The following is a 19,721-nucleotide window of genomic DNA, read 5'->3' as shown; positions in this document are numbered from 1 at the left end:
GGCGCGCCGGCCGCGTTGGGACCTAAGCCCACGCCCACGACAGGCTGGCCATCCGCACCGACCACGGTGTTGCGGATGGCTTGGGCGCTGATGTCGAGGGCGTGGCCGGCACTCATGCGGGCGCTGAGGCGGGCGCCGGGATCCAGGGTGAGGAAGGGCACGCTGCCGGCGGCAAGGGTGGCGTCGGTGACCGCCTGCTCGAACACACGGTCCGGATCGCCGTGCCAGCTGCCGCCAAAATCGCCGGATTTGTGTTTCATCGACACCGCTTTGGTCACCGTGGTCTGCACGGTGGCGGTGGGGGTGAAGGCGATGTTTTGCACGGTGTCGGTGCCGACGCTGCCCCCGCCCGCGTTGCCATCCTGGCCGTTGATGACCAGGTCGTTGCCGGCGGCGATCGTCGAGGTGTCGTTGAGCACCGAACCGTGGAGCGTGATGCTGCCACCGGCCAGCAGGCGGCTTTCGGCGCTGGCGGCGGTCAGGCGGGTGATGGCGGTGATGACGTCGGTGGTGGTGCGGTAGCCATCTGCTTGCAGCGGGTCGTTGTTGTTGAGGTCGCCGTTGTTGCGGCAGGCGCGTTGATGGGGAACATAGAGGCTGACGCAGTCGTTATAGAGGTCGGTGTCGGTGGCGCCGGTGATGGCGACGGTGGTGGTCTGGGTGTTGTGGGCTTGTTCCTCGGCGGTGAGGACGTGGGTTTCCGTATTCAGCACCCGCCGCTGGTTGGTGAACTGGTTCGTGGCGATGACGATATCGCCGCCGGCTTCGATGTCGCCGGAGCGGTTGGTGACCGAATCGCTGCGCGTACCCGCGGCATCGGCGGCGAGGGTGAGGTCGCCCAGGCTGTAGAGCAGGGCGTCGCGGTTGAGCAGGTCGCCGCTGACGTAGAGGTTGAGCTGGGTGACGGCGGCGATCAAGCCGCTTTGATAGGGGGGGTTGTCGGTGGCCGTGCCGAGGTCGGCGCCGTTGGTGAGGGTCCTCGCATGTACCGTGATGGCGTTGCCGATCACGGTGCCGGTGTTGGTGAGGTCGCCGGCGTTGAGCGTGACGGTGTCGCCCTCGATGCGGCCTTCGTTGCTTTGGGTGGCGGCGGTGAGGGTGGTGGTGGCGCTGTTGATCGCGGCGCCCGCCTGGTTGTCGAGGCGGTGGGCGGTGAGGGTCAGCGCACCCGCGCTTTGCAGGGTGGCGCCCGCGGCATTGGTGAAGGCGCCGCCGAGGGTGACAGTGAAGTCGCCATTGGCGAACAGGGTGTTGCCGGCCGGGTTAGTGTAGTCGCCTGCCAGGGCGATCGAGAGGTCGTTGCCGGCGCGTAACCGTCCCACGCCATCGAAGTGACCCAACTGCGCCGTGACGTCATGGTTGGACGCGAGATCGCCGCCGTCGTTGTGCACGGTGTCCAGGGTGAGGGTGAGATCGCCGCCCGCGCCGATCGAGCCGTGGGTGTTGTCCAGCGTGGCGGTGGCGGTGGTCCAGGTCAGGTGGCCGGCGCTGTAGAGCGTGCCGCTGTTATTGCTGAGCGCGTCGCTTTGCAGCGCGAAGCTGCCGCCGCNTTGGCGAACAGGGTGTTGCCGGCCGGGTTAATGTAGTCGCCCGCCAGGGCGAGCGAGAGGTCGTTGCCGGCGCGCAAACGGCCCACGCCATCGAAGTGACCCAACTGCGCGGCGACGTCATGGTTGGACGCGAGATCGCCGCCGTCGTTGTGCACGGTGTCCAGGGTGAGGGTGAGATCGCCGCCCGCGCCGATCGAGCCGTGGGTGTTGTCCAGCGTGGCGGTGGCGGTGGTCCAGATCAGGTGGCCGGCGCTGTAGAGCGTGCCGCCGTTATTGCTGAGCGCGTCGCTTTGCAACGCGAAGGCACCGCCGGACACCAGGGTGCCGCGGTTATTGGTGATCTGCGAGGCATCGAGCGTGACGTCGCCCTGGCCGCCGAGTGTGCCGCCGGTGTTGTCGAGCGTGCGGCTGGAGACGGTGGTCGTGCCGTTATCGGTATTGGCGATACGGCCGCCCTGGTTGCTGAGCGATGCGGCGTTGAGCGTCAGCGTGGCGTTGCCCTGGCCGGTGCCGGCTTCGAGCGCGCCGTTGTCATTGGCCAGCGCGCCGCCGAGGTGGGCGTTGAGGCTTCCCTGCGCGTGCATGGCCCCCGTGTTGCTCGCATCGCCTTGCGTGGTGAGGGTCAGGTCGCTGCCGGCATAGACCTGTCCGGCGTTGCTGAGCGTGCCGGCATGGAGATGGACAGCGGCGTTGCTGCCGAGGAAGCCGCCGATACCGTTGGTGAGCGCTTGCGTGACAGCAAGATCGAGGTTGCCGTCCAGCGCCTTGATCTGGCCGTTGCCGTTATCGAGCGTGTTGGCGATCAGTTGCGCCTGATGGGCTTGCAGCACACCGTTTGGATTGATGAGCGATCCGGTGAATTGCCCTTGCAGATGCTGGGCCACCACCGTGCCGCCGGTGTTGTCGAGATCACTGCCGGCAAGCGTCGCGTTGCCCGCCACGCTGAGCGTGCCGTCCTGGTTGCGGGCTGTTCGCGCGGTGAGGGCGAGGTCGCCCTGGCCGAGGATTTGCCCTTGATCGTTGGTGAGCGTGTCCGCATCGAGGCTGAGCATGCCCGCACCGGCCTGTTCGATCGCGCCCCCCGTGTTGTCGATGGCATGGGCGTTGATGGCGACGGTATCGGCATTCGCTATCCAGGTGCCGTGCGTGTTATCCAGCAGGCCGCCGATGCGCACGCTCATCGGGCCGCTGCCAGTTTGCATCACGCTGCCGTAGGCGTTGCGCCAATCGCCCACGGCTTGCGCATCGAGCTGGGCGGCTTGCAGCGTGCCGCCGCTGTTGTCGACGGTGCCGGCGCTGCGCACCGTGAGCGCACCGGCCGTGGCGAGGGTGGCCTTCGCGTGATCGATATCGCCCGCGGTGCTGACGAGGGCGACGTCACCGCCGGCGCGGGTTTGCGCGCCGGACAGGTCCAGCGCGCTGCCTTGCAGGGTGATCGCGCCGCTGGCGAGATGGCTGCCGGTGGACGACAGCGCACCGGTCGTGACGACGCTCAACGCCGCGTTGCCCTGCAGGGTGCCGTCGCGGGCGACACCGGCACCCAGCGTGCCGGTGGAGGCCAGTTGCTGCGCGCGCACGCTGGCGTCGTTGGCGGCGGCGATCACGCCGGCATGGCTCACCGCGCCGGCGCTTTGCATCGCAAGGTCGCCGCCGCTGTAGACGGTGCCGGTGTTGGATATATCACCCGTGCTTTGCACGGTCATGCTGCCGGCCGATTGCAGCGTACCGCTGTTGCTGAGCGAGGCTGCGTTGAGGGCGAGGTGGCCGGCCGAGGAGGTGGTGCCGGTCAATTGCAGCTGGCCGGCTTCATCGATGGTGAAGTCACCGCTTTGCGTGGCCAGTTCGCCGGCATTGCGCACGCCCAGGCCCGCTTCGGTGCCGATCAGGTGGATGGTGTTGGCGTACATGCCGCCCAGCGCGGCCACGTCGATGCTTACCGTTGGCGCCTCGCCGGTGCCCGCTATCGCCTGCGTGGACAGATCGCTATAGCCGACCTGGTTGGCGCCGGTGATGACGTTGAGGTGATGGGCCCACACCTTGCCGCTGACGCTGAGGCTGCGCGTGATCAGGTCAAGGCGATCGATGTGGGAGGCATTCAAGCCCTCGCCGTCGATGCGGATGTGGCCGCCACCGGTGCGCAGCCCGCTGAGCGATCCATCGGCGCCGAAGCTGGGCGTACCGGTGGTCAGCGTGGCGCGGTTCGTGTTGATGAAACCGCCGCCGTTGACCGAAATCCCGTTGGGATTGGCGATGATGACATCGGCCGACTGGCCGGCCACTTCCGTATAGCCGCGCAGGAAGGTGGGCTGGAGCGAGGTGACTTCGTTGACGATCACCTTTGCCGCCTGGCCGGCCCGGTAGTTGGGGTTGCCGACGATATAGCCGCCCAACTGCGTGGCCGAGACGCCGGCGGCGTTGTTGAGGATCAGGCCCTGTTTGTCGACGTTGAACTGCTGGTAGGGGTTATGCGACACGCCCGCCGCCGAGGGCGCCACGAGGTTCACCACCGGCACGCCGTTGCCGGCCGCGCCGATGCCGGGGCGGTGCGCGCCGGCGTTGGGATCGGCGACGACCTGCGCGCCAGCGAAGGCCGGCGCCCCGAGTAATGCGGACCACACCGCTGCGCTCAAGGCGCGACGCGATAATGACGGCAAGGAAGTCAGCGAACGACGGTGAGAAGCCATGATCAATCCTTGATGCGGGAAGTGAACGACGGATCGCCGGCGCTTCCATTTAAGGCATCAGGCATCAGGCATCTGGCTCGATGGTTCAGGGCCGCTCTCCATCGCCAACGATAGCGGCGGGTTCCCGCGCTTTTGCATGGACTACATAAAAAAGGAGATGGCCCACATGGGCTGCGTGGGTCGTGTCATCCTGATCGGCAGGCGTGTAGGTGATGCATCGGCGCTATTCAAAAGCGCGGAAGCATCGGACAGACCTTAACGCCAAAATGTTTTCGTAAGTTGAGCACCAGATTTTGACGAATTAACTTCCTGTGGTTCCAGAGAGTCGAGGGGTGGTGACAGAGTGGAACGAACAGAATGGCTCTCCAGCGGTTGGAAAGTGGCGGCGCTGGATTCGAAAGCATGCAGGGAGGAACTGTTTTCGATGCGCCCGGAGCGGGCATGATGCGCAACTAAGCACGCTATTGTGTCGCTGGAAGTCACATTGGCCAACGATTGGCTCGGAGGAAAGCGCTGAGCCATGGGCGGCCAGCTCGCCCGGCGCACGGCCGGCGCATCCATCCCGGACCCGGCAACAACGTCCGGACGCGCCGCGCTTCAAGGCTTTGCGCAATCAGCCGATATCCGTCCCTATGATCCCGGTGTCGCGCACAACTTTTCCACCCCATCTTCTCGGCGCGCTAGTCGCTTCCGTGACCCATGCCCACACGCTGGAGGCGCTGGCCCGGCCGCTGCTGGAACTCCTTCAGACCGCTACGGGAATGGAGTCGACGTACCTGACCAGGCTGGACGAGGAAGCGAACTTTTTATATGTGCTATATGCCCGCAATAGCCATCGGTTGACGGTTCCGGAGGGCCTGTCGACGCCCTGGGCGGGCAGCCTCAGCAAACGCGCGTTGGAAGAAGGCCGGTTCTATACGGACGACGTCGCCGGCTGCTGGGGAGACAGTGAGGTGGCCCGTTCGTTGGGGCTGGTCACTTATCTGGCCGCCCCGATCCGCGCAAGAAACGGCGAGCTTTTTGGAACGCTTTGCGCCGCGAGCGACGCACGCAGGCCCATCTCCGAAACGGTGACCCATCTCATGGGTCTTTTCGCCCATTTGATCAGCCAGCAAGTGGAGCGCGAGCAATTGCTCGCGCAGTTGCAGCAAGCCAATGCATCCGTGGCGACGGCGGCCTTGACCGATGCCGTCACGCAACTGCCCAACCGGCGTGCCTTGCTGGAAGAAATGCAGCGACGTCTCGCATCGTGCCAAGAACGTCAGGCGTTGATCGTTGCCCTGGTCGATATGGATAACTTCAAATCGATCAATGATCGGTTTGGACATGAAGTGGGTGACCAGCTCCTTCAGGCTGTCGCAAAACGACTCCGCCGCATGCTGCGTGACAACGATATGGCGGCGCGCATCGGCAGCGATGAATTCGTGGTGCTGGCGATAGAGCAACGGGAACGAGCGGATGAAGCCGCGGCTGCATTGTCCCGGCGATTGGAAAGTGCAACGCGGGGACGTTTCAAGTTCGATTCGGTGCTGATCGATTATGACGGCGCAAGCGTCGGTGCGATCGTGGCCGAAACAGGTTGCTTCAGTGCCCAACGACTTTTAAATCGAGCCGATACCGCGATGAACGCGGTCAAGCAATCGCGCAAGCACAATGCCGCATTCCCACTGCCAACCGTCTTGAGCATCGCTCGCTATGCGTGGCCGGTCATCGAATAAGGTGCGGAGCTTTCTCCGGCGGAGCCGCCGGCCGACGTGGGGCAAGAGGCCGGGGACACGCAATGTCGCCAAGCGATCTTCCTGCGATGCGTGGGGCGTGCGACGGGCCTTCGCATGATCGAAACCATCATGAATGCGCGCCGGGGGCTAATGGAGATTCTTCACGATTGGATTAAAGACGACCGCAATAACCCGCCGAGGTTGATAAGCAAGTATGCGTCTGCCATGAAGGGTGACGACGATGTTTGATCATTGTTGTCCGAGCATTTGCGGCAACATGAACGTTGGTGGTCCAGTTACCGCGCCGCGATCGACCTGCCATAGCCTTCGTGGTGTCGTGGAGTCTGATACATGGCATCCAACACGCAGCATCATGGCGAACATTCTGCATGAAGCCCGTATAAGAGCGGCTGCTTGCTTGCGCAATGCGACGACGAAGGAAACAACTGCAAGCCCGAGTCACCAGTTAGTACGCGGCGGCAAAAAAAATTCATTCGCTTTGATTTTCAAGATGCTGCGCCATTCGGCCTCGCGCTGTCCCGTCGTGCAAGCCGCTTCCCGGAGGCACGATGGGTTCCGGAAAGGAATGGATGGGAAAAACGGTTCCAGGGTGGGTTTTCGCAGGCATCACGAAACGACTGATGGGATCGATGGCGCGCAGTGCATGCTGACTTCATGGAAATTTTCCAGGCGTTAGTCCGAAGACGGCCAAATGTATTGGGCTCTATCCAAACGCCAGTCCTTTCCCGGTGAAAAAAAGTACTTACTTTTGATGCTTACCTATCAGGAGAGGTTCCATGAATCGTCTAACCGCCTTAACCACCCTCACCACTCTGAGCGTCAGTCTGCTTAGTATGTCCGTCTCCCCACGTGCCCAAGCACAGAACGTCATTGGTCCTGCATCTGCGGACGTCTATGCCTGTATTACCCTTGGCGGGGTCGTAACCTGGCAGACCACCGCCTGTCCCAACGATGGCCTCACCGTGCCAGCCCAAGCGGCTGGTTCAACCTGGACGGCAACCATTGCCGCAGACGGCACAATAACCAGTGGCAAGGACTGGATTAGCAGCGTGACCTACAATGGCGGCGTCTACACTGCTGCTTTTACTTCCAGCTTCCCCCAGACCCCTAACTGTGCCCTGACATACATAGGTACAGACTCCGCCAACACTGTTCCTTATCCATACGTCGATACACCGATTACCGCAACGGGGATTGAATACGGAAATATTTCCCAGAGATCTTTAGGCACCCCAGCGTTTATACAAGGCCCCGTTTTGATCTCCTGTTCGGAGGCCCAGTGAATACTCTCTCTTAGATGTGACATCAGACGCACCTATGAGGGACGAAGGTAGATTCAGAATCGGCGGCATATGCGTTTGAAAGCATGCCGCCGATTACCAAGGTGATTAAGCCGGACACGTCGTTTTAAAAAGTCGATAAGCCATATCGTGTCTGATGCCGCTGAATGTTCCAGCTATTGGTCGCATGATCACGCCGTAATATTGTGACGAATCGTGGTCGCAGCTTGTGTCCCGGGTAAAAAATCACTTTTAGATTGGCGATGCCGGACGATTCCGGGGAGCGATATGTCACAGTGACGACGCGGAGCAGGTCTGCTCTCATGCATTGCGGTTTCCGGACCCGGATGGATCGCTGTCTGAGGGCGGGGATGGCCAAACCTTTTGCCTTGCCGATGGCTTCGGCGGCTGAAGCATGTACGCAAGCGATAAACCTGTCTTCGGCGGCAGCGAGGGCGGCGCCGACACTGCGTCTTAAAGGTGCTATGTCCTATTGGTCGCCAGCACTGGATGACTGCTGGCGTGCCGGCCTGACGCAAGGCCGGCGGGTAATACCCCAGGCCACCGATCGGGCGATGGGGCAGTGCCTCGGTTTGACGTGCGCGTAGTGCTGGTAGCGCTTGCGTTGGTTGTGCGAGCAAACGGGCCATGCGCGTTGCAGCGTATGGCCCGTGGCGCTGCTCGAACAATTGCGTGAAGGTTATGCCAAGGGTGTCGCGGTGAAGCGCCCGCATTTCGGGCAGTGCGCGCGCATTATCCGGATCTGCCAGGACACACGTGATTGTGCGCATGGGCTTCTTCGGAGCGTGCACAATAAAAGGCCACCTTTGCAGGTGGCCCAGATCTTCGAATAAGTGGTGGGCGGTACAAGGATCGAACTTGTGACACCTGCCGTGTGAAGGCAGTGCTCTACCGCTGAGCTAACCGCCCGCCGGGAACGGGCAACTATACGGATTCGATCGGATGGGGTCAACCGTCGGCGGCTTGTGGCGTTGACCGGGATGGCCCCCGTGCAGGGTGGCTAAAATACGCTGTTCCCCTCGCCGAGTAGCCCTCCCCATGCAAGCCGTTTTCCCGCATATCCTGCAGTCGCTGGAGCATTTCCATGTCACGCCGTGGAAGCTCGTCGGTTACCTCGGCACCCTGATGTTTACCGGCCGCTGGTTCGTGCAGTTGTACTACACGCGCAAGTACAAGCGGGTGGTAATGCCGCTTTCGTTCTGGTGGATGTCGGTAACGGGCAGCGCCCTGTTGCTGGCGTATTTCGTGTTCGGCAAGAACGATTCGGTGGGCATCCTTTCGAATTTCTTCCCGGTATTCGTATCGGTGTACAACCTGGTGGTGCACTTGCGACACCACAAGAACGACGTAACCGGCGACCGGGTGGCGTAAGCGGCGCTGTTCGCAAGCTCGCCGAATCTGCTCAGGCGACGCTGACCCCGTCTCTTGAGCCGAGCGGGGCGCGCCTTATTCCGGATCGTAATCGAGGTTGGGCGCGAGCCAGCGTTCCGCTTGTTCGCGGGTCCAGCCTTTGCGCCTGGCGTAGTCTTCGACTTGTTCGCGCGTGATGCGGCCGACCACGAAGTACTGGCTGTCCGGGTGCGAGAAATACCAGCCGGAAACGGCGGCGGTGGGATACATCGCGAAGCTGTCGGTCAGCTCGATGCCGGTGTTGGCGGTGGCGTCCAGCAACTCGAATAGCGTGGCTTTTTCGGTGTGGTCGGGGCAGGCGGGATAGCCAGGGGCAGGGCGGATGCCGCGGTATTTCTCGTCGATCAGCGACTGGTTGTCCAGGGTTTCTTCCGGCTGGTAACCCCAGAACTCGCGCCGCACGCGCTCGTGCATGCGTTCGGCGAACGCTTCGGCCAGCCGGTCGGCCAGGGCCTTGAGCAGGATGGCGGAATAATCGTCGTGTGCGGCTTCGAAGCGCGCCACGTGCTGGTCGATGCCGATGCCTGCGGTCACCGCGAAGCCACCCAGCCAGTCCTGTTTGTTTGCTTCTTTCGGCGCGATGAAATCGGAGAGGCAGAAGTCGGGGCGTTCGGCGGGCTTTTCGGCCTGCTGGCGAAGGTGGTGGAGAATGTGGCCGGGCTGCTGCTTCGTTCCAGCCTTCTCCCCGGTGGGGAGAGGGAGCAATGCGATGTCGTCGCCGCTGCTATGCGCGGGCCAAAAACCAATCACCGCACGCGCCGTAAGCCAGCGCTCGGCGATGATCCTGTCGAGCATGGCCTGGGCATCGGCGAACAATTCGCTGGCCTGCGTGCCGACGATCTCGTCTTTCAGGATCGCCGGATAGCGTCCGGCCAGTTCCCACGCCTGGAAGAACGGCGTCCAGTCGATATAGGGACGCAGCTCGGCGAGATCGTAATGGTCGAAGACGGTGAGGCCGGGCTGCTTTGGCTGCGGCGGAGTGTAGCGGCTCCAGTCGCCGCTGAAGCGCTGGTTGCGTGCGTGTTCCAGCGGCACCAGGGGCTTGGCGGAGCCGCGGTTTTTGTGCCGTTCGCGGATATCCGCGTATTCGGCACGGATTTTCGCCATGAAGTTGTCGATCAGATCCTTGCTGACCAGCGACTGCGCCACGCCGACCGCGCGCGAGGCGTCTTTCACCCATACGGTAGGCGACTTGTAGTGTGGCTCGATCTTCAACGCCGTATGCGCGCGCGAGGTGGTGGCGCCGCCGATCAATAGCGGAATATGGAAATCCTGCCGCTGCATTTCGCGCGCCACCTGGCTCATTTCTTCCAGCGACGGAGTGATCAGGCCGGACAGGCCGATGATGTCGGCGTTGTGTTCGCGCGCGGTCTCCAGGATCTTCTGGGTCGGCACCATCACGCCGAGGTCGATCACTTCGAAGTTGTTGCAGCGGAGCACCACGCCGACGATGTTTTTGCCGATATCGTGCACATCGCCTTTCACCGTGGCCATCACGATGATGCCGTTGTTCCTGGCGGCGTCGCCGGTACGCAGCTTTTCCGCTTCGATATAAGGCAGCAGGTAAGCCACGGCTTTTTTCATGACGCGCGCCGACTTCACCACTTGCGGCAGGAACATCTTGCCGGCGCCGAACAGATCGCCGACTACGTTCATGCCGGCCATCAACGGTCCTTCGATCACATCGAGCGGACGGGTGGATTGCTGGCGGGCTTCCTCGGTGTCCTGGTCGACGAACTGGTCGATGCCGTGCACCAGCGCATGGGCCAGGCGCTCTCGCACCGGCTTCTCGCGCCAGGCGAGGTTTTCGACCACCGCCTCGCCTTTTTTCGCCTTGTAGCGTTCGGCAATCTCCAGCAGGCGTTCGGTGGCGTCGGGGCGGCGGTTGAGCACCACGTCCTCGACCCGTTCGCGCAGCTCTTCGGGCACGTCATCGTAGATGGTCAACGCGCCGGCGTTGACGATGCCCATGTCCATGCCCGCCTTGATCGCGTGGTACAGGAACACCGAATGGATCGCCTCGCGCACGGTGTTGTTGCCGCGGAACGAGAACGAGACGTTGGAAACGCCGCCGGACACGTGGCTGAGCGGGAAGCGTTGCTTGAGCTCGCGCGTGGCCTCGATGAAATCCACGGCGTAGTTGTTGTGTTCCTCGATGCCGGTGGCGATGGCGAAGATGTTGGGATCGAAGATGATGTCTTCCGGCGGGAAGTCCAGTGTTTCGGTAAGCAGCTTGTAGGCGCGCGAGCAGATTTCCACCTTGCGTTCGCAGGTGTCCGCCTGGCCTTGTTCGTCAAACGCCATCACCACCACGGCCGCGCCGTACTCAAGCACCTTGCGCGCATGCTCGAGGAACATGTCCTCGCCTTCCTTCATGGAAATGGAGTTGACCACGCCCTTGCCCTGCAGGCAGCGCAGGCCGGCTTCGATCACGCTCCACTTGGAGGAATCGACCATCACCGGCACGCGGGCAATATCGGGCTCGGCGGCGATCAGGTTGAGGAAGCGGGTCATGGCCGCTTCCGAATCGATCAAGCCCTCATCCATGTTCACGTCGATGATCTGCGCGCCGCTGGCCACCTGCTGGCGCGCGACCTCCACGGCTTCGTCGTAGCGATCTTCCTTGATCAGCTTCTTGAACTGCGCCGAGCCGGTGACATTGGTGCGCTCGCCGACATTGACGAACAGCAGGTCGGGCGTGATGACCAGCGGTTCGAGACCGGAAAGGCGGGTATGGCGGACGGTGTTATTCATCAACAGCGAAGACCTTGGTTCCCTGGTTGCAGTGACCATGCGCGGGGAAAAGAGTGGACGGGGAATGCGGCAGCGGTGAGTTTTTTGGCCAGCGAGGCCTCGCCGCGGTCCTTCTCCCGGAGAGGAGAGAAAACATTCGGTGTTATGCGGGATGGGTTCACGCGGCTTCCCTGCCGGCGTCGCTCACGATTCGCGGGGGATACTGGCCGACGGCCTCGGCGATCGCCTTGATATGCGCCGGTGTCGTACCGCAGCAGCCGCCGACCATGTTGAGCAAGCCATCGCGCGCGAAGCCGCCGATCACGGAGGCCATTTGCGCCGGTGTTTCGTCGTATTCGCCGAAGGCATTGGGCAAGCCGGCGTTCGGATGCGTGCTGATGAAGCATTCCGCGATGCTGGACAGTGTCTGTACGTGCGGCCGCAGGTCGGCGGCGCCCAGGGCGCAGTTCAAGCCGACCGACAGCGGACGGATGTGCTTGACCGAGTAATAGAACGCCTCGGCGGTCTGGCCCGAAAGCGTGCGGCCGGAGCGATCCGTGATGGTGCCGGAGATCATCACCGGCACGCGGCTGCCGCGCGCGCGGAACAGTTCGCTGAGGGCGAACAGTGCGGCCTTGGCGTTGAGGGTGTCGAAAATCGTCTCGACCATGACGATGTCGGCGCCGCCATCGATCAATCCGCTGGCCGATTCGGTGTAATTGATTACCAGTTCTTCAAACGTAACGTTGCGGAAACCTGGATCATTGACGTCCGGCGAGAGCGACGCCGTGCGGCTGGTCGGGCCGAGCACGCCGATCACGAAGCGCGGCTTGGCCGGATTCTTCGCGGTAAACGCATCGCAAGCCGCCCGCGCCAGTTTGGCGCCTTCGCGGTTCAGTTCGTAGGCGAGGTGTTCGAGGTGGTAATCGGCCTGGCTGATGCGCGTGGCGTTGAAGGTATTGGTTTCGATCAGGTCGGCGCCGGCCTCGAGGTAGGCTTCGTGCACGCCGCGGATGATCTGCGGCTTGGTCAGCGTAAGCAGGTCGTTGTTGCCTTTCAGGTCGCAGCCACCGGGATGATCGTGCGCATGCGTGTGCTCGTTGTCGTGGCCATGCACGAAGCGTTCGCCGCGGAAGCCGGCTTCGTCCAGCTGGTGGCCTTGCAGCATGGTGCCCATGCCGCCGTCGAGGATCAGGATGCGCTCGCGCAACGCCGCTTCGAGCGAGGCAACACCATCAGGGTGCAGCCACTTCAGTGCGCTCATGGCTGGACTCCTGGCGTTTTGCATGGCTCGACGCCATGCCGGCGCCGGCCGAGGCGCTTCGCCGCAGCGAAGCGAGCCGATGACCTGCAAGGCGCGACGGAACACGGAGGGTTTTGCATGGCAGTGCTCATGGTTTGCGCGCCAGCAGGCACATCACTTCGAAGTGCGGCGCCTTGCGTTCGCGGCTGAGACGGTTGCAGCTGATGACCGAAAGGCCGGCTTGGGTGGCCAATCCGGTAAGGTCGCTTTGATTGAAGCCGAGGTTGCGGTGGTCGAACGGTTCGACCACGGCGCGGTGATCGTGCTTGCCCAGCGTGACGGCCAACAATCGGCCGCCGGATCGCAGCACGCGCGCGGCTTCGGTAAGCGCCTTGCCCGGATGCTCGGAGTAGGTCAGGGCATGCAGCATCAGCACCAGGTCGACGCGCGCGTCATCCAGGGGCAGGGCATGCATGTCGCCCTGCCGCACCTGCACGTTGTCGAAGCCAGCCAGGCGCTTGGCGGCGGCTTCCACCACCCGTTCGCCGGCATCCACGCACGTGATCGAGCGTGCATGCGGCGCGAGCAGCTCGGCGGTAACGCCGTCGCCGGATGCGATATCCAGCACATCGCCGGTTTCCAGCAATTGCAGCAGCGAACGGGTCAGCGTTTCCCAGGTGCGGCCGGGCGAGTAGTGGCGTTCCATGTCGCCCGCCACGCTGTCGGCCCAGCCTGCTTCGCGCGCGCGCTGGGCCAGTACGCTGGGCAGGCGCGCGGCATCCTCGCGCAGCAATGCATCGTCGATGCTTTCGCGCAGCGAGCGGATCAATGCCTGGCGGTGTTCGTCGCCTTCGCCATTGGCGCGGTAGTAGGCCGATACACCGGCGCGGCGGTCGCGCACCAGTTCGGCTTCCTTGAGCTTGGCCAGGTGCGTGGACACGCGCGGTTGCGCCAGATGCAGTACCGCCGCCAGTTCGGCCACGGTCAATTCCTCGCGCTCGAGCAGGGCCAGCAGCCGCACGCGAGTGGGATCGGCCAGCAGGCGCAACACGCTGGAGGCCGTTGCCAGATCCATCGTGCATCCTTATATCGCGATAAAGAGATGGCTAGGGTAGGGCGGGGTGGGAAAAGCGTCAAGGGTGAAATGCCGGCACCAATGGAAATGCGGCCCGATGTATTCGCCGGCGAAGGCAGTGGAATGGGCGGCCATCCAGTTGCGACAGCCATTCCGGTGGTTCCTTGCTGCGGCCGCACAAAGCCCGGGCGCCGGCCCGGCTAAAATGGTCGGCTTCCCTACACGTTTTGCCCGGAGCCTTTCCCATGGATTTCCGTTTTACCGAAGACCAGCTTGCGATCCAGGACGTCGCTCGTGATTTCGCGCAGAAGCGCATCGCGCCGGTGGCGGCCGAATTCGATGCCAAGGGCGAGTTTCCGCTGGACAACATCCGCGAGATGGGCCAGCTGGGCCTGATGGGCATCGAGGTGCCGCATGAATATGGCGGCGCGGGGCTGGATCCGATCGGCTACGTGCTGGCGATGATCGAGATCGCGGCGGCGGACGCGGCCACCTCCACCATCATGTCGGTGAATAATTCGCTGTTCTGCAATGGCATCTTGAAGCACGGCACGGAAGAACAGAAACAGAAATATGTGCGCGCGATTGCGCAGGGCGAGGCAATCGGCGCCTATGCGCTGACCGAGCCGCAATCCGGCTCCGATGCCTCGGCCATGCATACCCGCGCCTCCAGGAACGCCAGCGGCGAATGGGTGATCAACGGCAAGAAGAGCTGGATTACTTCCGGGCCGGTAGCACGCTACATCGTGTTGTTCGCGATCACCACGCCGGGCATCGGCGCCAAGGGCGTGTCCGCCTTCATCGTCGATACGCAAAAGCCGGGCTTCCACGCCGGCAAGACCGAACCCAAGCTTGGCATCCGTGCTTCGGCTACCTGCGAGATCGAATTCAACGATTACGTATGCACGAAAGACGAACTGCTGGGCGAGGAAGGCAAGGGCTTCTCGATCGCGATGGGCGTGCTCGATGCCGGCCGCATCGGCATCGCTTCGCAGGCGGTGGGCATTGCGCGCGCCGCTTACGAGGCGACATTGCAATGGTCGCGCGACCGCAAGGCCTTTGGCCATCCGATCGGTACCTTCCAGATGACGCAGGCCAAGATCGCCGACATGAAATGCAAGCTCGATGCCGCCACGCTGTTGACGCTGCGCGCGGCGTGGACGAAAGGCGAGGCGGAAAAGAACGGCGGCCGTTTCGGTACCGAAGCCTCGGTGGCGAAGCTGGTGGCATCCGAAGCCGCCATGTGGATTACCCACCAGGCCGTGCAGATCCATGGCGGCATGGGTTATTCCAAGGAAATGCCGCTGGAGCGTTACTTCCGCGATGCGAAGATCACCGAGATCTACGAAGGCACCAGCGAGATCCAGCGGATGGTGATTGCGCGCGCGGAGACCGGCTTGCGCTGAGCTGTTTGCCGGCTCGTGCCATAAAAAAAGCCCCGGCATGTGTGCCGGGGCTTTTGTCTGGATCGAACCGCGTTTAGTGCGGAGCGTCGTGACGGGCCAGCTTGTGCGTGGGCTCGTCCAGCTTGTCGCCCAGTGCGCGTCGCACGGCGACGTAGAACACCGGGATCATCAGCAGGCCAAGGAAGGTGGCGAACAGCATGCCGCCGATCACGCCGGTACCGATCGAGTGACGGGAGTTGGCGCCCGCGCCGGTGGAGATGGCCAATGGGAACACGCCCAGGATAAAGGCCAGCGAAGTCATCAGGATCGGACGCAAGCGCAGGCGGGCGGCGGTCGTTACCGCTTCGAACAGCGTCTTGCCGGCGGCCTGTTGCTCCACCGCGAATTCCACGATCAGGATCGCGTTCTTGGCGGCCAGGCCGATCACCGTGATCATGCCGATCTTGAAGTACATGTCGTTGGGCATGCCGCGCAGCATGCAGAACAGCACGACGCCCAGCAGGCCGAGCGGGACCACCAGCAGTACCGAGATCGGGATCGACCAGCTTTCGTAGAGTGCGGACAGGCACAGGAACACGAACACGATCGACAGGATCATCAGCAGCGTGGCCGAGTTGCCCGCCAGCAATTCCTGGTAGGACTGGCCGGTCCAGTCGGCGCCGAAACCTTGCGGCAGATCGGAATCGACGATGTTCTGCAAGGTCGACATGGCCTGGCCGGTGGAATAGCCCTTGGCGGCGTCGCCCACGATTTCCACGGCGGCATAGCCGTTATAGCGGGTGAGCGAGGGCGAGCCCATGCCCCACGCCGAATGCACTACGCTCGACAGGGGAATCATGTTGTAGGGGCCGTTGGCCGGATTGGCCGGGGTGCTGCTGCCGTTCGTGGTCGTGCTGGTCAGCGTGCTCGGCGAATAGATGTGCTCGAGCGAACTGGTGTCCATGCGGAACGGCGCATCGGCCTGCACCATGACGCGCTTGACGCGGCCACCGTAGACAAAGTCGTTGATGTATACCGGCGCCAGCATCAGCTGGATGGCGGTGTACACATCGCTGACCGACAGGCCAAGTGCTTGCGCCTGCACGCGATCGACGCTGAGGTTGTACTGCGGGGCATCCGGCAGGATGTTTGGGCGGATGCCGAACAGCGTCGGGTTCTTGCTTGCCTTGCCCAGCAGCATGCCCATCGCCTGCGCCAGCTGGGCGCGCGACTGGCCGGCACGCGCCTGCAGGTACATGTCGATGCCACCGAACTGGCTCAGGCCGCGAATGGTGGGCAGGTTCACGACGAAGATCTGCGCATCGCGAACGCCGTGCAGCACGCCGTTGGCCTTGAGGATGAAGTCGTCCGCGGTGATCGACCGTTTGCTCCAGTCGGTCAGGCGGATGAACGCCATGCCGGTGCTTTCGCTCTGGCCGATGAAGCTGAAGCCACTGATCTGGAAAATGCCCTCGTAATCGTTCTTCAGCGGGCTCTTGGCCAGGGTATCGCGGATTTCCGCCATGACCTGCTGCGAACGCTGCAAGGTGGCGCCCGGCGGCAGGCCGACGATCGCCAGTGCGAAGCCCTGATCCTCGCTGGGCACGAAGCTGGTCGGAAGCCGCGTGTAAAGGAAGCCCGCCAGGATCGCGATCAGCGCGAACACGATCATCCAGCGCGGTGCGTGCCGCGTGGCGCTGCTGATATGCCCATGGTAGGTATGGGTGACTTTGTCGAAGGCGGTGTTGAACCAGCGGTAGAGGAAATTCTTCTTCTCTTCGTGGGTCGGCTTGAGGATCGTCGCGCACAGCGCCGGGGTGAAGGACAGGGCGAGGAACGCGGAGAAGCCCATCGATACGGCGATGGTCAGCGCGAACTGCTTGTAGATCACGCCGGTGGCGCCGGGCTGCAGCGCGGACGGCACGAACACGGCCGCCAGCACCACGGTGATCGCCACGATGGCGCCGGTGATCTGGCCCATCGCCTTGCGCGTGGCTTCCTTCGGCGACAGGTTTTCTTCCGTCATGATGCGCTCGACGTTCTCGATCACCACGATCGCGTCGTCCACCACGATACCGATCGCCAGCACCATGCCGAACAGGGTGAGCTGGTTAATGGTGAAACCCAGCGCCAGCAGGCCGATGAAGGTACCCAGCAAGGCCACCGGGATCACCAGCGTCGGGATGATGGTGGCGCGGAAGTTCTGCAGGAAGATCAGCATCACCAGGAACACGAGGATCATCGCCTCGACCAGGGTGTGCACCACTTCCTCGATCGAGATGGTGACGAACGGCGTGCTGTCATACGGTGCCAGCCAGGTGACTCCCGGCGGGAAGTCGGCGGCCAGCTCCTTCATCTTGGCGCGCACTGCCTCGGCTACGTTCAGCGCATTGGCGCCAGGCAGCAACTGCACGCCGAAGGCGCCGGCCGGCTGGCCGTTCCAGGTCGAGGTGAAGCCGTAGGTTTGCGGCCCGAACACGACGCGCGCCACATCGCCCAGCCTCACCACCGTGCCGTCGGTATTGGCGCGCAGGATGATGTTGCGGAACTCCTCCAGCGAAGAGAAACGTCCTTCCGCCGATACGGTGGCGGTGAAACTCTGGCCGTTGGTAGCCGGATCAGCGCCCAGCGAACCGGCCGCGAACTGCACGTTCTGCACCGAGATGGCGTTCTCGATGTCGGTCGCCGACAAGCCATAGCCCTGCATCTTGTCCGGATCGAGCCAGATGCGCACGGCGTATTCCGCGCCGATCTGCCGGGTATTGCCGACACCCGGGATACGGCCGATCTGGTCCAGCACCTGCGAGGAGACGATATCGTTCAACCGGTCGCCGTTGATCGCGGGATTGTTGGAGATCAGCGAGATGAACATCAGGAAGTCGGGGTTGCTCTTGGCGACCACGACGCCCTGCTGGGTAACCTCGGTGGGCAGGCGTGGCTGCGCGAGCGCCACCTTGTTCTGCACCTGCACCTGCGCAATGTCCGGGTTGGTGCCGGTGGCGAAGGTCAGCGTGATGGTGGAAGTGCCGTTCGAGTTGGACGTCGAGCTGAAGTACAACAGGTTGTCGACGCCGGTGAGCTGCTGCTCGATCACCTGCGTGACGGTGGTTTCCATGGTGTCGGCGCTGGCGCCGGGATAGGTTGCCGACACCGTCACCTGCGGCGGCGCGATGTTGGGATAGGACTCCACGCCCATGTTCAGCATCGCGATGACGCCGACCAGCGTGATGAGGATGGCTACCACCCAGGCGAAAATGGGGCGGTCAATGAAGAAACTCGGCATCTAGCGGTCTCCTTACTGCTTGCCGGCGGGCGGTTGGCCGCCCGCGGCAGCCTGATTCGGCTGGTAGGGCGTGGCCTTGGCCGGCGCGCCAGCTTTCACTTGCTGCAGGCCCGAGACGATCACCTGGTCGCCGGCGCTCAAGCCAGAGGTCACGATCCAGTCGTTGCCGGTCGAGGTGGTTGCCTCGACATCCTTGCGCACGACCTTTCCATCTGCGCCGACCACCATGGCATAGGCGCCGGTCGTATCGCGCAGGATGGCCGGCTGCGGGACCAGGAAGACGTTGTTGCGATCACCCATGTTGGCGGTCAGCGTGACATACATTCCCGGCAGCAGGCGCCGTTGCGGGTTGGGCACGACCGCGCGCAGGTTGATCGCGCCGGTGGTCGGGTTGACCGTGGTATCGGAGAAATCGAGCGTTCCCACATGGTCGTACTTGCCGCCGCCCGGCATGATGATCTGTACCGTGGTCTTGTCCTGGGCGGCGAGCTGCACGCTGCCGCTGGCGGCGGCGTGGCGCAGGGTATCGAGGTCGGCGGCGCCCAGGGTGAAGTTCACATACAGGGGATCGAGCTGGTCCACGGTGGTGAGCAAGGTCGAGCTGCTGCCGCTGTCGGCCGTGCTGGCGCCGACCACCGCTCCTTCCGTCACCTGCTGTTCGCCGGCGTGTCCATCGATGGGCGAGGTGATATTGGTGTAGCTCAGGTTGACCCTCGCCGTCTGCACATTGGCTTCGGCCTGCTTCACCGCGGCGGCGGAGCTGCGCTCGGTGGCCTCGTCGCTGTCGAGCTGGGCGCGCGAGATATAGCCCTTCGGCACCAGGGTGCGATCGCGCTCGGCAACCACATGCGCGTTGGCATAAGTGGCCTTGGCGGATGCCAGGTTCGCCAGGGCCGCGTCCAGCGCAGCCTTGTACGGCGCCGGATCGATCTGGAACATCAACTGGCCCTGCTTCACCTCGGACCCTTCGGTGTAGACGCGCTTGAGCAGCAGGCCGGACACGCGGGCCCGGACGTCGGCGCTGCGGTAGGCGGACAGGCGGCCGACCAGGTCCTTGGTCAGCGGCGTGCTTTGCGGCCTGACCTGAATGACCCCCACGGTCGGCGGTGGCATTTGGGGCGGTCCTTGTTCCTTGCCATTCCCGCAGGCGGCGAGCGCCAACAGGCTCAGGCACAGCACCGGTGTGCGCATTAACGTCGACTTCATGAGAACTCCATGACTTGCGTGATCGGGGTAGGGGCGGGCAAAGGCATTCCTGTACCCGGCATGCATCTGCATGATGCCGGAAAAACTTGCGGTTACTGGATGGGAAGCCGTT

General features: G+C 63.3%; 10 protein-coding genes, 1 tRNA gene and 1 pseudogene. 4 read left to right on the top strand and 8 right to left on the bottom strand.

The window, feature by feature from the left end:
* Positions 1-1,391: pseudogene (locus ISP15_RS13115) on the bottom strand (hypothetical protein); the annotation flags it as partial.
* A gap of 83 nt (positions 1,392-1,474) precedes the next feature.
* On the bottom strand, positions 1,475-4,234 hold the full coding sequence (locus ISP15_RS13110; protein ID WP_404547979.1) for a two-partner secretion domain-containing protein: 2,760 nt from the start codon (positions 4,232-4,234) through the stop codon (positions 1,475-1,477).
* A 605-nt stretch (positions 4,235-4,839) separates the two neighbouring features.
* On the opposite strand from ISP15_RS13110, the gene ISP15_RS13105 reads away from it, so the two are divergent.
* Positions 4,840-5,952 carry a GGDEF domain-containing protein gene (locus ISP15_RS13105; protein ID WP_404547977.1) on the top strand — a complete coding sequence of 371 codons (1,113 nt, stop codon included), beginning with the start codon at positions 4,840-4,842 and terminating at the stop codon, positions 5,950-5,952.
* Between the two features lie 797 nt (positions 5,953-6,749).
* On the top strand, positions 6,750-7,256 hold the full coding sequence (locus ISP15_RS13100; protein ID WP_404547976.1) for a hypothetical protein: 507 nt from the start codon (positions 6,750-6,752) through the stop codon (positions 7,254-7,256).
* Between the two features lie 852 nt (positions 7,257-8,108).
* Here ISP15_RS13100 and ISP15_RS13095 read toward each other — a convergent pair.
* Positions 8,109-8,183: transfer RNA gene (locus ISP15_RS13095), tRNA-Val, on the bottom strand.
* A gap of 129 nt (positions 8,184-8,312) precedes the next feature.
* Between ISP15_RS13095 and ISP15_RS13090 the strand changes: the two genes are divergently transcribed.
* Positions 8,313-8,645: a lipid-A-disaccharide synthase N-terminal domain-containing protein gene (locus ISP15_RS13090; RefSeq protein WP_404547975.1), complete on the top strand. Its 333-nt coding sequence runs from the start codon at positions 8,313-8,315 to the stop codon at positions 8,643-8,645.
* A 75-nt stretch (positions 8,646-8,720) separates the two neighbouring features.
* On the opposite strand, the gene metH is transcribed toward ISP15_RS13090, so the two are convergent.
* The 3 genes from metH to ISP15_RS13075 form a co-directional block, all read right to left on the bottom strand.
* Positions 8,721-11,438: a methionine synthase gene (gene metH, locus ISP15_RS13085; RefSeq protein WP_404547974.1), complete on the bottom strand. Its 2,718-nt coding sequence runs from the start codon at positions 11,436-11,438 to the stop codon at positions 8,721-8,723.
* Between the two features lie 157 nt (positions 11,439-11,595).
* Positions 11,596-12,681 (bottom strand): homocysteine S-methyltransferase family protein, encoded by a 1,086-nt coding sequence (locus tag ISP15_RS13080; protein WP_404547972.1) that lies wholly within the window; start codon positions 12,679-12,681, stop codon positions 11,596-11,598.
* A gap of 127 nt (positions 12,682-12,808) precedes the next feature.
* Complete coding sequence (locus ISP15_RS13075) at positions 12,809-13,735, bottom strand: ArsR/SmtB family transcription factor (protein WP_404547971.1); 927 nt, start codon at positions 13,733-13,735, stop codon at positions 12,809-12,811.
* A gap of 245 nt (positions 13,736-13,980) precedes the next feature.
* On the opposite strand from ISP15_RS13075, the gene ISP15_RS13070 reads away from it, so the two are divergent.
* On the top strand, positions 13,981-15,141 hold the full coding sequence (locus tag ISP15_RS13070; protein ID WP_404547970.1) for an acyl-CoA dehydrogenase family protein: 1,161 nt from the start codon (positions 13,981-13,983) through the stop codon (positions 15,139-15,141).
* 73 nt (positions 15,142-15,214) lie between these two features.
* Here the strand turns inward: ISP15_RS13070 and ISP15_RS13065 are convergent, their stop codons facing one another.
* Together ISP15_RS13065 and ISP15_RS13060 are read right to left on the bottom strand one after the other, a co-directional pair.
* Positions 15,215-18,403 (bottom strand): multidrug efflux RND transporter permease subunit, encoded by a 3,189-nt coding sequence (locus ISP15_RS13065; RefSeq protein ID WP_404547969.1) that lies wholly within the window; start codon positions 18,401-18,403, stop codon positions 15,215-15,217.
* A 12-nt stretch (positions 18,404-18,415) separates the two neighbouring features.
* The gene (locus tag ISP15_RS13060; protein ID WP_404547968.1) at positions 18,416-19,609 is read right to left on the bottom strand and encodes an efflux RND transporter periplasmic adaptor subunit; all 1,194 of its coding nucleotides are present in this window, start codon (positions 19,607-19,609) and stop codon (positions 18,416-18,418) included.
* Positions 19,610-19,721 lie beyond the last annotated feature (112 nt).

The sequence above is a fragment of the Dyella jejuensis genome (assembly GCF_044904675.1).
Lineage (GTDB): Bacteria > Pseudomonadota > Gammaproteobacteria > Xanthomonadales > Rhodanobacteraceae > Dyella_B > Dyella_B jejuensis.
This window is presented reverse-complemented; position numbering and strand designations above follow the sequence as displayed.